The sequence below is a fragment of the Sulfitobacter sp. genome (assembly GCF_039977885.1).
Lineage (GTDB): Bacteria > Pseudomonadota > Alphaproteobacteria > Rhodobacterales > Rhodobacteraceae > Sulfitobacter.
Genome location: NZ_JBDWCI010000020.1, coordinates 534,096 through 548,428, shown reverse-complemented (window position 1 = coordinate 548,428; position 14,333 = coordinate 534,096). Strand labels below are relative to the sequence as shown.

Annotated in this window: 12 protein-coding genes; 6 read left to right on the top strand and 6 right to left on the bottom strand. The window is 55.4% G+C overall.

The features are described 5' to 3' along the window. Positions 1-4: 4 nt before the first annotated feature. Positions 5-682: a flagellar hook capping FlgD N-terminal domain-containing protein gene (locus tag ABJM03_RS16305; RefSeq protein WP_348418896.1), complete on the top strand. Its 678-nt coding sequence runs from the start codon at positions 5-7 to the stop codon at positions 680-682. Here ABJM03_RS16305 and ABJM03_RS16300 read toward each other — a convergent pair. The 5 genes from ABJM03_RS16300 to ABJM03_RS16280 form a co-directional block, all read right to left on the bottom strand. After that, positions 679-2,007, bottom strand: a complete 1,329-nt coding sequence (locus tag ABJM03_RS16300; protein WP_348418895.1) for an FAD-binding oxidoreductase — start codon at positions 2,005-2,007, stop codon at positions 679-681. The genes ABJM03_RS16305 and ABJM03_RS16300 overlap by 4 nt on opposite strands. Continuing rightward, positions 2,004-2,822 carry an ABC transporter permease subunit gene (locus tag ABJM03_RS16295; RefSeq protein ID WP_348418894.1) on the bottom strand — a complete coding sequence of 273 codons (819 nt, stop codon included), beginning with the start codon at positions 2,820-2,822 and terminating at the stop codon, positions 2,004-2,006. The genes ABJM03_RS16300 and ABJM03_RS16295 overlap by 4 nt, the downstream gene beginning before the upstream one ends. Continuing rightward, positions 2,819-3,694 (bottom strand): ABC transporter permease subunit, encoded by an 876-nt coding sequence (locus ABJM03_RS16290; RefSeq protein WP_348418893.1) that lies wholly within the window; start codon positions 3,692-3,694, stop codon positions 2,819-2,821. The genes ABJM03_RS16295 and ABJM03_RS16290 overlap by 4 nt, the downstream gene beginning before the upstream one ends. Further along, positions 3,694-4,821 carry an ABC transporter ATP-binding protein gene (locus tag ABJM03_RS16285; RefSeq protein WP_348418892.1) on the bottom strand — a complete coding sequence of 376 codons (1,128 nt, stop codon included), beginning with the start codon at positions 4,819-4,821 and terminating at the stop codon, positions 3,694-3,696. The genes ABJM03_RS16290 and ABJM03_RS16285 overlap by 1 nt, the downstream gene beginning before the upstream one ends. Positions 4,822-4,885: 64 nt before the next feature. Continuing rightward, a complete protein-coding gene (locus ABJM03_RS16280) occupies positions 4,886-5,971 on the bottom strand; it encodes a polyamine ABC transporter substrate-binding protein (protein WP_348418891.1) in 1,086 nt (361 codons plus the stop codon). 225 nt (positions 5,972-6,196) lie between these two features. Between ABJM03_RS16280 and ABJM03_RS16275 the strand changes: the two genes are divergently transcribed. The 5 genes from ABJM03_RS16275 to ABJM03_RS16255 all read left to right on the top strand — a co-directional run bounded on the left by ABJM03_RS16275 (position 6,197) and on the right by ABJM03_RS16255 (position 13,071). Then, entirely contained in the window at positions 6,197-7,582 is a 1,386-nt protein-coding gene (locus ABJM03_RS16275; RefSeq protein ID WP_348418890.1) for an aspartate aminotransferase family protein, read from the top strand. A 209-nt stretch (positions 7,583-7,791) separates the two neighbouring features. Continuing rightward, positions 7,792-8,892, top strand: a complete 1,101-nt coding sequence (locus tag ABJM03_RS16270; protein ID WP_348418889.1) for an ABC transporter ATP-binding protein — start codon at positions 7,792-7,794, stop codon at positions 8,890-8,892. Between the two features lie 118 nt (positions 8,893-9,010). Next, positions 9,011-10,102: an extracellular solute-binding protein gene (locus tag ABJM03_RS16265; RefSeq protein ID WP_348418888.1), complete on the top strand. Its 1,092-nt coding sequence runs from the start codon at positions 9,011-9,013 to the stop codon at positions 10,100-10,102. Between the two features lie 174 nt (positions 10,103-10,276). Further along, positions 10,277-11,881 (top strand): ABC transporter permease, encoded by a 1,605-nt coding sequence (locus ABJM03_RS16260; RefSeq protein WP_348419158.1) that lies wholly within the window; start codon positions 10,277-10,279, stop codon positions 11,879-11,881. 11 nt (positions 11,882-11,892) lie between these two features. Then, positions 11,893-13,071 (top strand): ABC transporter permease, encoded by a 1,179-nt coding sequence (locus tag ABJM03_RS16255; RefSeq protein ID WP_348418887.1) that lies wholly within the window; start codon positions 11,893-11,895, stop codon positions 13,069-13,071. On the opposite strand, the gene ABJM03_RS16250 is transcribed toward ABJM03_RS16255, so the two are convergent. Further along, positions 13,060-14,259, bottom strand: a complete 1,200-nt coding sequence (locus tag ABJM03_RS16250) for a lytic murein transglycosylase (RefSeq protein WP_348418886.1) — start codon at positions 14,257-14,259, stop codon at positions 13,060-13,062. The two genes, ABJM03_RS16255 and ABJM03_RS16250, sit on opposite strands and share 12 nt — an antisense overlap. Positions 14,260-14,333: the final 74 nt, after the last annotated feature.

The following is a 14,333-nucleotide window of genomic DNA, read 5'->3' as shown; positions in this document are numbered from 1 at the left end:
TTTTATGATTTCCCCCACAGTCACCTCTTCCGGTTCCAGTGCAACCATCGCCAGCACGGCCGCTACCTCTGCGCAGGCTGATGCCGTTTTATCGTCCGACTTTGAGACATTTATCAAAATGTTGACCACACAAGCCGAATATCAGGACCCGTTAGAGCCGCTCAACAGTTCAGATTATGCCGCCCAGCTTGCCCAATTCTCGATGGTAGAGCAGCAGGTCCTTTCCAACGATTTGCTGACCGCGCTTGCGGGACAATTGAGCAGCAGCTCGATGGGGCAAATGGCCGGATGGATCGGGATGGAAGGGCGCACAACGGCCGCCGTCCCGTTCAATACCGATCCCGTCACAATCTACCCCGATCCTCCGATTGGCGCACAGGAAATGACCCTTGTCGTTTACAACTCTTCAGGGGCCGAGGTTGACCGCCTTGCTATGCCAGTTTCATCCGAGCCTGTACAATGGGCCGGTGTGACATCGAGTGGTACAGTACTGCCGGCAGGCTCTTACCGGTTTGAAACCGAAGCGCTTGGCGCTGGTGGAACCGAACTCCCCAGCTCGTTGGCCGAAGCCTATGCACCAATCGTGGAGGTCAGTACGGTGAGCGGTGAGGCTCGGGTCACCTTTGCTGGCGGATCCGAAGTATCGGCCGCCGCGATCACCGCTTTGCGCGAACCTGTTTAGAGATCCGCTATCATAAGGCCCGCATAGGCAAAGGGCATAATTGCCCTGCGCCAGCGGCCCAGTTCAAATCGCCGCAACGGTCCTTTGAGCGCATCGGGATAGGGCATCGACGGTGTTTTCCCCTGAATCAATTCGGCCAGTAGCGCGCCGCAATAGCTGCCCATGGCGACACCGTTGCCGTGATAGCACAGGCTGGCCCATAGGCCGGAATGATCCGGGACCAGTCCCGCGAATGGCATCAGATCACGGGCCAGACAAACCATGCCGGACCAGCCATGTTGAGCCTCAACATGCCGCCAAGCAGGAAACATCCCTTCGAATGCTGCACGTATTTTACGCGTGGCGCGCGCTTCGGCTGCCGGCCCCGTCAGCACACCGCCCCGCATCCCGAACAAAAACCGCCGGTCCGGCATCAGACGAAAATAATGCAACAGGTTGCGCGTATCATAAGCCATCTGATCCGTAGACCATCCCGCGGCGACAAGCTCCTCTTGTGTCAAAGGGCGTGTGACAATCACATTGGATTGACTTGGCAAGTACCGCCCTGCCAGCCATGGCGGTAAATCTTCGGCAGAATAACCATTGGTGGCAAGAATGACGTGGTCCGTACGTATAGTGTGACCATTGACTTCCAGTTGCCAGCCTTGACCATCTGGGTTCAACCGCGTCACCGCGCTTTTCTCATGTATCAGCGCGCCCGCATTTTGCGCAGCAGCAGCAAGGCCTGCGATATATTTGCGAGGGTTAAGGCCGAAGCCTGCATCAATCGTCAGCCCGCCATGAAAAGGCCCCGCCATGCCCAGCGCTTTCAATTCGATCTGGCTGTGCAGGCTATGACCCACGCCGTAATTTTCCGCGACGTTTTCAGCCGTCTTGCGCAGCGCATCCATATCTTTTGCGCGGTGGGCCAGCGATGTCTCGCCCCGCGAATGGCGGTCCACGTCTATATCGTAATCTGTGATAAGCTGCTCGGCCAATTCGATCGCCGCACGTTCGGTACGTCGAAAGGCGATGCGGCCGCTCTTTCCGTATCGTTTGTCAAGCGAGGCATCCTCATCCATCCCGCCGCCGAGACAGCAAAACCCGCCATTGCGCCCTGACGCACCCCAGCCGATATGCTCTGCCTCCAGCACCTTTACGCCCACACCCGCCCGCGCGAGGTGAAGCGCAGCTGAGACACCGGTAAACCCGCCGCCAATGATAGCTACGTCTGTGTGTCCACTTTGAGAAACCGGCGTAGGACGCGGCAACACGCATGTGGTATCCCACCAGCAACCACGACGTGGGCCGTTGCCATAGGCGTAGGCGTCAAAAATGCGGCTCACGCGCTACGTTCGGCCGTTTGCGCATCCTTTTGTGCACGCACCGCACCCCGTTTCGAGACGAGCGAGGCCGTAATCACCCCGACAGTGACAATCCCGATCATCATCGTCGACAGCGCATTAATCTCGGGAGAGACACCAAGGCGTACGGCGCTCCAGATTTTGATCGGCAGGGTGGTCGAGGACGGGCCCGATACGAATGACGCGATCACCAGATCATCAAGGCTAAGCGTAAATGCCAACAGCCATCCCGAGATCACCGCAGGGGCGATAATCGGCAGTGTCACCAACCGGAAAGCATCAAAACGGGTGCACCCCAGATCAAGTGCGGCCTCTTCAAGCGAACGGTCAAAGCTGGTCAAACGCGAAGACACAACAACCGAGACGTAGCACATCGAAAACGTCGTATGGGCCAAAACAATCGTCAGGACACCGCGATCCAACCCGATGCCGATAAAAAGCAACAACAAGGACAGACCGGTGATCACTTCGGGCATCACAAGTGGCGCATAGATCATGCCGGAAAACAGCGTACGGCCCAAAAACCGCCCCGAATTGACCAACACATAAGCCGCCATCGTACCTAGTATTGTGGCAAGCGTCGACGACATCACTGCGACCTTTATGGTCACCCAAGCCGCGCTCAAAAACGCTTCGTCGCGCAGCAACTCTCCATACCACTTGGTCGAGAATCCGGCCCAAACAGTCACCAGTTTGCTTTCGTTAAAGCTGTAGATCACCAGCAGAACCATCGGCAAATAGAGAAACGCAAACCCGAGTGTCAGGGCCGTTACATTGAAAGGACTAAGCCGCCTCATAACTCCAACTCCGCCTGTTTTTGTTGGTTACGTTGGAACAGGACAATTGGAACAATCAGGATCAGCAGCAACACCACGGCGACCGCGCTCGCCACTGGCCAATCACGATTGTTAAAGAACTCTTCGAACAAGACTTTACCGATCATCAGCGTGCCGGACCCGCCAAGCAACGAGGGGATCACGAACTCGCCCAACGCGGGGATAAATACCAAAAAACACCCCGCGATGATCCCGTTTTTCGACAAAGGCACCGTGACCAGCCAAAAGGCCGAAAGCCGCGAACAACCAAGGTCTTCGGCGGCCTCGATCAGGCTATCGTCCATCCGCTCGAGCGCGGCGTAAATGGGCAGGATCATGAACGGCAGGTATGTGTAAACGATGCCAATGTAGACGGCGATGTTCGTGTTGAGGATCGTCAGAGGCTCGGAAATCACCCCCATACCAAGAAGCAATTGGTTCAGCAGCCCTTCGTTGCTGAGGATTCCCATCCACGCATAGACACGGATCAAGAATGAGGTCCAAAAAGGCAAGATCACAAGCATCATCAAGGTCGCGCGCCATTCTTGCGGCGCACGGGCCATACCATAGGCCATCGGATAGCCCACCAGCAACGTCAGCACGGTTGAGATAACCGCGATCTTGAGACTGCTCAGGTAGGCTTTGTAATAAAGAGCATCAGAGGCCAGGAAAGCAAAGTTTTCAAAGTCCAGTCCGTCAATCAGCGCCCCAAAGCCGTCTTTGATCGTCGGCGTATAGGGTGGGATCGCCAATGCAATGTCCGACAGCGATATCTTGAACACGATCAGGAACGGGATCAGAAACAAAGCCAGCAGCCATGCATAAGGAACTGCAATCAGGGCAAAGCGGCGCATCATTGATCCAGCAACACGCCAGCTGTGGCGTTCCAACGAATCCAAACAGAATCTTCCCACGTAATGCCGCGGCGCGACAGGCGGCGCGTGTTGGCCGTTTGTGCCTTGATGATTTGTCCGCCCGGAAGTTCAACGTGATAGGTGCTCAGATTACCAAGGTAGGCAATATCCAACACCTTGCCTTGCACAGCGTTTTCCGCCTCTTCCGGCTTTTCTTTGGTAATGCTTATTTTCTCTGGACGGATGGCAAGGTGGCATTCCTGCCCATCGCTGAACGGGCGCTCGGATACCGCAAGGATCGGGGCCTGATTTGCACCCCAATCGACAAAATACATATCCTTGCCTGCGGGCTTGGCCGTGCCCGTCAGGATATTCACATCCCCGATAAAATCCGCAACATAGACACTGTTGGGCGCTTCATAAATACCGCCCGGTGTGGCGACCTGAATGATCCGGCCCTCATCCATCACAGCCACGCGGGAGGCAACGGTCATTGCCTCTTCCTGATCGTGGGTGACGATGACAAAAGTTGTGCCGGTGGATTCTTGAATATCCATCAATTCGAACTGGGTATCCTGCCGCAGCTTTTTATCCAGCGCGCCCAGCGGCTCATCCAGCAGCAATAGCTTGGGTGCCTTGGCCAGCGAGCGGGCAAGTGCCACGCGTTGGCGCTGCCCACCTGATATCTGGTGTGGTTTGCGGCGGGCGAATTTCTCGAGGCGGGTGAGTTTGAGCATGTCCGCCACGCGCGTATCAATCGTTCCCTTATCCAGCTTGTCACGGCGCAGACCAAAGGCGATGTTTTCATACACACTCAGATGCGGAAACAACGCGTAGGACTGGAACATCATGTTCACTGCGCGCTGGTTAGGCGGCACATTTGCAATATCTTGCCCAGCCAGTTCGATGCTGCCCTCGGTGACTGTCTCAAACCCGGCAAGCATCCGCATCATTGTCGTCTTACCACAACCGGACGGGCCGAGCAGGGCAAAGAATTCTTTGGCGTAGATGTCCTGGGTCAGGTTGTCTATCGCAACGAAAGTACCGAACCGTTTGGTTACGTTTTTAAAACGAATTAGCGGCTTTTCGTTCGGGTCATCCCAAGGGGCGAAAACGGATGTACTCAACTCATGTATTCCTTAAAGATGCCATGTGGCGTGGGGTGGCGCATGGCTGCACCACCCCGATTTTTCAGGTGCCTGATTTAATCTTGGTCCAGCTGCGGGTTACAACACGCTGTACCTTTGGCGGGTAAGGCGTGGTGGTGAAAAGGTTTTCCAACGTCGCGGCATCAGGGTAGATCGCCGGATCGCCGCTCACGTCTTCGATCAGGAACTCTTGCGAGGCCTCGTTGCCGTTGGCGTAATAGACATAGTTCGACGCCGCGGCCATGTTTTCCGCGTCCATGATAAAGTTCAGGAACTTGTGAGCAGCATCAGGGTTTGGCGCATCTACAGGGATTGCCATCTGGTCAAACCACATCTGCGCGCCCTCTTTGGCCGCGTGATAGGCAACCTCTACTCCGTTCTCCGCTTCAGCGGCACGATCGCGCGCTTGCAGGATGTCACCGGACCAACCGACAGCCACACAGATATCACCGTTCGCCAGCGCGTTGATGTATTCCGAGCTGTTGAATTTCTGGATATAGGGACGGATTTTCAGCAGGACTTCTTCGGCCTTTGCGATCACTTCGGGATCATGGCTATCGGGATCTTCACCGATATAGTTCAGCGCCATGGGGATCATTTCGGCCGGAGCATCAAGGAAGTAGACACCGCAATCGGCCAGCTTGGACATGTTGTCAGGGTTCAGCACCAGTTCGAGCGAGTCGATAGGCGCGTCTTCGCCAAGGACTTCCTGCACTTTGCCAACATTTGTGCCAATACCTGTGGTCCCCCACATGTAATTGATTGAGTAGGCGTTTTCAGGGTCATACTGTTCGGTCCGGCTGGACACGACATCCCACATATTCTCAATGTTGGGCAGCTTGGACATATCCAGTTTCTGGAACGCGCCTGCGATGATCTGGCGTTGCAGGAATGTGCCCGATGGCACCACCACATCATAGCCCGAGCCCCCCGCCAACATCTTTGTCTCCAGCACTTCGTTGCTGTCGAACACGTCATAAATAAGATCAATGCCGGTTTCTTCTTCGAACTTTGCCAGAAGGTCTTCGTCGATGTAATCGGACCAGTTGTATACACGGACCTCTTCGGCCATCGCCGTGCTGGCCATCAGCGCTGCCGCTGCTGTACCGCTCAAGAATGTTCTCATCATCAGGTAACTCCCACAGTTGAAATCGGGTGCGCCCCGACATTGGAAATATGTGATCAAATTTTATTCGCTTTGCCAAGGGATTTCATCCGGCCCCGCCTGCTCTGGCCTCAAAACGCGCAAATCAAGAACCTTTCAACCGCTATTTAGATACTGAATGATTGACCTTGGCATAATTTGATCATATTTTGGGCGAAACGATTTTCCAGCCTGATAGGGGCCCATTTCATGACATCTGTATCCAATCATTTGCCCACCGCCGAACTGCAAGCGCTCGACGCGGCACACCATATGCACCCGTTCACCACGAATGACGAATTGGCGGCAAAAGGCGCGCGTGTCATCACCAGCGGCAAAGGCGTTTTCTTGCGCGATAGCGAAGGAAACGAGATTCTGGATGCCATGGCGGGTCTGTGGTGCGTGAACATGGGTTACGGCCGCGATGAGCTGGTTCAAGCGGCGACGCGCCAGATGGCCGAACTTCCCTATTACAACACCTTCTTCAACACGACTCATACCCCCGCCATCGCGCTGGCTGCCGAGATCGCCAAACTGGCACCCGAAGGATTGAACCACGTCTTTTTTGCGGGATCAGGGTCAGAAGCAAATGACACCAACCTGCGTATGGTCCGCACCTATTGGGCCGAAAAGGGTCATCCCGAAAAATCACATATTATCAGCCGCAAGAACGGCTATCACGGATCGTCCATGGGCTCGGGCAGCATGGGCGGCATGTCCTATATGCACGCGCAAGGCGGCATGCCTATTCCGGGCATCCATCACATCGGGCAGCCCGATTGGTGGGCCGAAGGCGGCGATATGTCCCCCGAAGAATTCGGCCTGATGCGCGCCAAAGAGCTTGAGACCAAGATCAACGAGCTTGGTGCCGAAAACGTCGCAGCCTTCATCGCCGAGCCCGTGCAGGGCGCAGGTGGCGTGATCATCCCGCCCAGCACTTACTGGCCCGAAATTCAGCGCATTTGCGAAGCGCATAACGTGCTGATCATCGCGGATGAGGTCATCTGCGGCTTTGGCCGCACCGGCAACTGGTTTGGCTCCACCACAATGGGGATCAAGCCACACATCATGACCATCGCCAAGGGCCTCAGCTCTGGCTATGTGCCGATCGGCGGATCAATCGTGTGTGACGAGATCGCCGAAGTCATCAACGCGGTTGAATTCAACCACGGCTATACCTATTCTGGCCATCCGGTTTGCGCCGCTGTTGCATTGGAAAACCTGCGGCTGCTGCAAGACGAAAACGTGATGGATCACGTGAACAACGTGGCCGCCCCCGCGCTGCGGTCTGCGCTAGAGAAACTGGCTGAACATCCGCTTGTCGGCGGTATGAATGTCGCTGGAATGATGGCCTCCCTGCCCCTGTCACCTGACAAGGACAAACGCGCAAAATTTGCGATGGACGAGGGTACGGCCGGCTTCATGTGCCGCGAACGGTGCTTTGCCAATAACCTCGTGATGCGCCATGTCGGCGACCGGATGATCATTTCTCCGCCCTTGGTAATCACGCCTGAGGAAATCGACATTTTCCACACCCGCGCCACGCTTGCGTTAGACGAAACCTACAAGCAACTTAAGGACAACGGGATGCTTTAACAGGCATCTCGTCCCCCGTCGGGCCACCGGTGCGCATCCGGTTTGATCATTTTTAGAGCAGTTAATTTACCTTTTTCTCAGCAAAATTCAGGTAAACTTCCTTGAATCCGACATGTGATCAAAAAAATAGCGTTATTCAGTTGCAAACTATTATCCCCCTGCGTTTACTCTGTCTAAATAAAAAATAGCGACCACGGGGAGCCACAAGTTTGGCCGATATAAAAAGCAGCGATGCATTCGTCGAATTCGAACGCGTGCAAAAAAGCTATGACGGGGAAAACCTCGTTGTGAAAGATCTTAACCTCAGCATGCCAAAGGGCGAGTTTCTGACCATGCTCGGGCCCTCGGGCTCTGGCAAAACCACCTGCCTGATGATGCTTGCCGGTTTCGAGACCGCAACTCATGGTGATATCCGCCTTGATGGTGTGTCGATCAACAACATCCCACCGCATAAACGCGGCATTGGCATGGTGTTCCAGAACTACGCCCTGTTCCCGCACATGACGGTTGCGGAAAACCTCTCCTTCCCGCTGGAAGTCCGCAAGATGGGCAAATCCCTGCGCGAGGAAAAGATCATGCGCGCGCTTGGCATGGTCCAGATGCAAGATTTCGCAGGCCGTCGCCCTGCGCAGCTTTCGGGTGGCCAGCAGCAGCGGATCGCCCTTGCCCGTGCATTGGTATTCGAACCCGAGCTGGTTTTGATGGACGAACCGCTTGGCGCGCTGGACAAACAGCTGCGTGAGACATTGCAGTTTGAAATCACCCGACTGGCTCATGATCTGGGCATTACCGTGGTTTATGTAACCCACGACCAGACCGAAGCACTTACCATGTCTGACCGCGTTGCCGTGTTTGACGATGGCCGCATTCAACAGCTGGCACCGCCAGACACGCTGTATGAAGAACCGGAAAACAGCTTTGTCGCTCAGTTCATTGGTGAAAATAACACCCTTGAAGGCGTGGTCAAAGAAATCAAAGGCGATGTCGCCACTGTTCAGCTGGATAGTGGTGAAATCATTCAGGCCAAGCCTGTGAATGTAACCGCCGCAGGGGATCGTACACGCGTTTCGATCCGCCCTGAACGTGTCGAATTCGACAAATCGCGGATGCAAGAGGGTGCCTTTACCCTCAAAGCCGAAGTGCTGGAATTCATTTACATGGGTGACATTTTCCGCACGCGCTTGCGTGTGGCCGGGCGCGACGACTTTGTTGTGAAAACCCGTAACGCCCCTGATCAGGTACGCCTGACCCCCGGCAGCCAGATTGAAATCGGCTGGTTGCCCGAAGATTGCCGCGCACTGGACGCCTAAAGCGACATGCGCGTGTCATATCATGCGGCACATGTGCCGCATGATGAATAAGAGGTAGCAACTAAACCCGTTGTTGCTGCCTTGGACTACCCAAACGGGATAAAACTGGGAGATAACAATGAACCTCACAAAGACACTTTTGGCGACCACCGCCCTTACGGTTGCAGCCGGTGCTGCAAACGCTGAAGAAATGACCATCGTTTCTTGGGGCGGCGCGTACTCCTCATCACAGCAAAACGCCTACCACACCCCTTACTCCGAAAAGACCGGCGTAAAAATCATCAACGACGAATCCTCTGCAGAAGCCGTGTCAAAGCTGCGCGCGATGAACGAAGCGGGCAACGTGACATGGGATGTTGTTGACGTTGTTGCTGCTGACGCCCTGCGTCTGTGCGACGAAGGTCTGGCGCTGGAAATCGACCCTGACACGCAGCTGGCCGATGGCGATGATGGCTCCAAAGCTTCCGAAGACTTCGGCGACCTGCTGGTTGGCGACTGCTTCATCCCGCAAATCGTATATTCCACCACTGTTGGCTACCGCACCGATCTGGTTGGCGACACTGCGCCGACAGAAATCTGCGCGCTGTTCGATACCGAAACATACCCCGGCAAGCGTTCGCTGGAAAAGCGCCCGATCAACAACATGGAATGGGCTCTGCTGTGTGACGGCGTCGCAAAAGACGACGTATACGACGTGCTTGAGACCGACGAAGGTCAGCAGCAAGCGCTCGACAAACTGGCAACAATCAAGGACGACGTTGTTTGGTGGTCCGCTGGTGCCGACACTCCACAGCTGCTCGCCGATGGCGAAGTCATCATGGGCTCGACCTACAACGGCCGTCTGTTCAGCTTGATCGAAGAGCAGGATCAGCCTGTTGCGATGCTGTGGGATGCACAGGTGTTCGACCTTGACGGCTGGATCATCCCAACCGGTCTGTCCCCTGAGCGTGAAGCGCGTGCGCTTGACTACATCATGTTCGCGACAGACACGCAGCGCCTGGCCGATCAGGCCAAATACATCTCTTACGGTCCTGCACGCAAATCCTCCGCACCACTGGTTGGCAAGCACGCAGAGCTGGGCATCGAAATGGCACCACACATGCCAACCGATCCGGCAAACGCAAAGAACACGTTCCTGTATAACTACGAGTTCTGGGCCGACTACCGTGACGACATCGACGCCAAATTCCAGGCGTGGTTGGTACAATAAGCTGTTAGCAGCTTGAGGGGAGGGCCCGTTGTGGCCCTCTCCGCACCTTTTATCACTCCCTTTACCTAATCCGACCAAGACGATGGGAACCCCATGAGCGACGCACCAACAGCCCAGACTGCCTCCTCCTCTGCCGCGCAGGCGCGTATCGCTGACGCCGCACATACCGGCCCGATGATTGCCGCGGATGGCACCCCGCTCAAGAAATCGCTTAATCGCGCTTTGCGGATGCAAAAAATGCGGGCACTGGCCCTGATTGCACCTCTGCTAATTTTTGTTTTGGTCACGTTTATCGCCCCTATTGCCGATATGCTGTTCCGTTCCGTCGAGAACGAGATCGTCGCCGACACGCTTCCCCAGACCACATCCATGCTGGCTGATTGGGACGAACATGGCGACTCGATCCCCGATGAGACCGTTTTTGCAGCGCTTTATGACGATATGTTCTTTGCCAAAGAGGCAAAGCTTCACACACGCCTGGGTTCGCGCCTCAACTATGAACTAACCGGCGTATCCTCCCTGTTTCGCAAGTCCGGGCGCCGCGTTGAGGACATGGGCGAAGTCTATCAGGATCAATTTGAGGACCTCGACGGGTTTTGGAAGGATAGCGAAAACTGGCTAAGCTTTATGGCAAGCGAGGATTGGCTTGCCCAGATGCAGGACTGGTCCGCAGACGATGGCCGCCAGCCCGCTTTTGAGCTGCGCGACGGGATCGACGACGCTCTCCCTGCCACGGCCGTTGCCTACACCCGTTTTGCTGATTTCATCCAGAATGTAGACGAGGACAATCTTTATAAAGAAGACCCTTGGGCAATTGTATACTCCTCTTTGTATGACGATCTGGCAGGTCAGAACGGGCTTGCAGCCTATGATGGCCCTGCAAAAGAGCAACTGGCCGCAGCCCAGACCGCTGCGACCGGCTTTGAGACCGTAAACTTCTCACAAGCATTCGAAGATATTGACGACGACTGGCATGCGCTGGACGTTTGGCAGACGATCAAGCTCTACAGCCCTAAATACACCGAAGGGTATTTTCTGAACGCCGTCGATATGCAGAAATCAGTTGATGGAGCCGAACTGCGCCCTGAAAGCCAACGCATCTATGGCATCCTGTTCTGGCGCACGATGGTGATGTCTGTGACAATTACCCTGTCATGCATCCTGCTTGGTTATCCTGTGGCGTGGATTCTTGCCAACCTGCCAACACGTCAGGCAAACCTGCTGCTGATCCTCGTACTGCTGCCCTTCTGGACATCCCTGTTGGTCCGCACATCAGCCTGGAAGGTTATGTTACAACAACAAGGTGTCATTAACGACACGCTTGTCTGGCTGGGCCTTGTGGGAACCGATGACCGGCTTGCCCTGATCAACAACCAAACCGGCACGATCATCGCCATGACGCACATCTTGCTGCCCTTCATGATCCTGCCGCTGTATTCCGTTATGCAAACGATCCAACCGTCATATCTGCGCGCCGCCAAAAGCCTTGGCGCAACGAATTGGACAGCCTTCTGGCGCGTCTACTTCCCGCAATCCATTCCGGGGATCGGTGCGGGCAGTATCCTCGTGTTCATTCTTGCTATCGGTTACTACATCACGCCTGAAATCGTCGGTGGTACGTCAGGTACATTCATTTCGAACCGGATCGCCTATCACATCAGTAGCTCGCTCAACTGGGGCCTTGGTGCTGCGCTTGGTGCGATCCTGTTGGCAGCAGTTTTGTTGCTCTATTACGCATACGACAAGATTGTCGGCATTGATAACGTGAAACTCGGTTAAGGAGCGAAACCATGGTAGCACTCACCCCCATCTCGCGCACCGAACCTGCGTTCTACGTCCCCGTCGTCGCCGCCTTTGGTGCGTTCTTTGGCATATTCATCGGCACTGGTCAGGGAAGCATGATCATTGGCGTCCTTGGCGGAGCCATTCTAATGGGCGCGCTTGCCTTCCTACTTACCACCATAGTCAAAAACGAACGCGCGTCGCGCTGGGGGCTCACCGTACTGATGGCCCTTGGCGGTCTAGCTCTTGCCGGGATCCCCGGTGTACTGATCGGAGCCTTCTTCGGATGGTTCTTCGGGTTTTTGATCTTTTGGGTGTACGAAGGCCGGTACCGCGCCAAACTCCCCCCTTACCTCACCTCAGGTCAGGTGCTTTGGCATTTCGCTTTCCGCACCATCTGTGGGTCGATCTTTGTTTTCCTGGTCACACCCATTCTGGTAGTAATGCCGCTCAGCTTTAACGCGCAGGACTTCTTTACCTTTACTCCGGAAATGTTGCGCTTTGATCCCGCTGGCTACTCGCTAAAGCATTATCAGGATTTCTTTAACAATGCCGATTGGCAGAATGCGATGAAGAACTCATTGAAAATCGCCCCCGTCGCGACAATCCTCTCGGTAAGCTTTGGTACGCTGGCCGCGATCGGCCTGAGCCAACCACATGTGCCATTCCGCCGCGCAATTATGGCGATCCTGATTTCACCGATGATCGTACCACTGATCATTTCGGCTGCGGGCATGTACTTTTTCTACAGCCGCATCGGCCTGCAAGGTACCTATCTCGGGGTCGTTCTGGCCCACGCGGCGCTTGGCATCCCCTTCGTGATCATTACTGTAACGGCAACATTGGTCGGCTTTGACCGCTCGCTTACCCGTGCTGCGGCGAATATGGGGGCAAACCCCGTGACAACCTTCTTCCGCGTGCAGATGCCGCTGATCCTGCCTGGTGTGATCTCGGGCGGTTTGTTCGCCTTTATCACTTCCTTTGATGAGGTGGTTGTTGTGCTGTTTGTCGGCTCTGCTGGTCAGAAAACCCTGCCATGGCAGATGTTCACCGGCCTGCGCGAGCAGATCAGCCCCACCATTCTGGCCGTTGCTACGATCCTTGTCGGCATCTCGATCTGCTTGCTGACGGTGGTAGAACTGCTGCGCCGCCGCTCAGAGCGCCTGCGCGGAATGTCACCCAGCTGAGCGTATCAGCTCCAACATGCGCAGTGAGGCATAGCCATCCGGGACATGCCCCTGCGACACCTGCCAATTGCGCAGGGCATTGATAGTAAGCGGGCCAATTTTGGCGTCGATCTTTTGCGTATCAAAGCCCTGCGCGGTCAACAGCTTTTGAAGCTCGATCCGCTCGTCATAGGTCAATGCGCGATCACCGCGCGGCCAGTCCCCTTTGAGCGGGCCAGCCCCGCCAATCCGGTCCGCCAGATGCCCCACAGCAACCACATAGGCATCAGCCGTGTTATAAGTTTCCAGCACCCTGAAATTTTCGAATATCATAAAGGCAGCGCCCTGCGCTCCTGCGGGCAGTAAGATCGCAGCAGGGCCGTGATCTGGCACAGCGGTACCATCCACAGACAGCACGCCAAGAGCCGCCCAATCGGCCGGTGATTTGAGACTATCACGGCTGGCCAGCCTGTAATCGAACCCGTCCGGCACGTGGACCTCAACACCCCACGGCTGACCACTTATCCAACCATTTTCCTTGAGATAAGAAGCCGTAGACGCCAGCGCATCGCGGGGATCGTCCCCCCAAATGTCCCGCATTCCGTCCCCTGTCCAATCAACAGCGTGGTCAATAAATGAACTGGGCATAAACTGCGTATGGCCCATCGCCCCTGCCCAACTGCCGCGCAATGCTGCCGCCGAGGTATCGCCATCCTGCAAGATCATCAGCGCGGCGATCACCTGCTCTTCAAAGAACGCAGCGCGCCGTGCGTCATAGGCAAGGGTCGCCATGGAATTCAGAATGGGGTCGCTGCCACGGAAGGTGCCATAGGCGCTTTCCAGTCCCCAGATCGCCGTGACAACCTCTGCAGGCACACCGTAGCGCGTCTCAATCGCCTTCAGCGCCTTTTCTTCCCGCTTTAGCGCAGCTTTTCCATTGCTCACTCGTTGATCGGAAACAGCAGTCGCCAGATAATCCCAAATGGTTTTGGTAAACTCGGACTGGTTACGATCCCGCTCTACCACTTTGGGCGCAAAACGGACGCCATCCATCGCACTATCATAAAAAACAGGCTCTATCCCTGCGGCAACCGCTTTGGGCTTAAACGCTGAAATCCATTCCTTCAGTCCCGCATCACTCAGCGCGGCCGTCTGTGCACCCAATGGCAAAGCCGACAACATGAAAACAGCAAGTGATATCCCACGCATGATGCACCCTTATCATAGGTCAATTGTTTTCAACCTATCGACAATCACGATCCAGGAAAAGTACCGCGCAATGC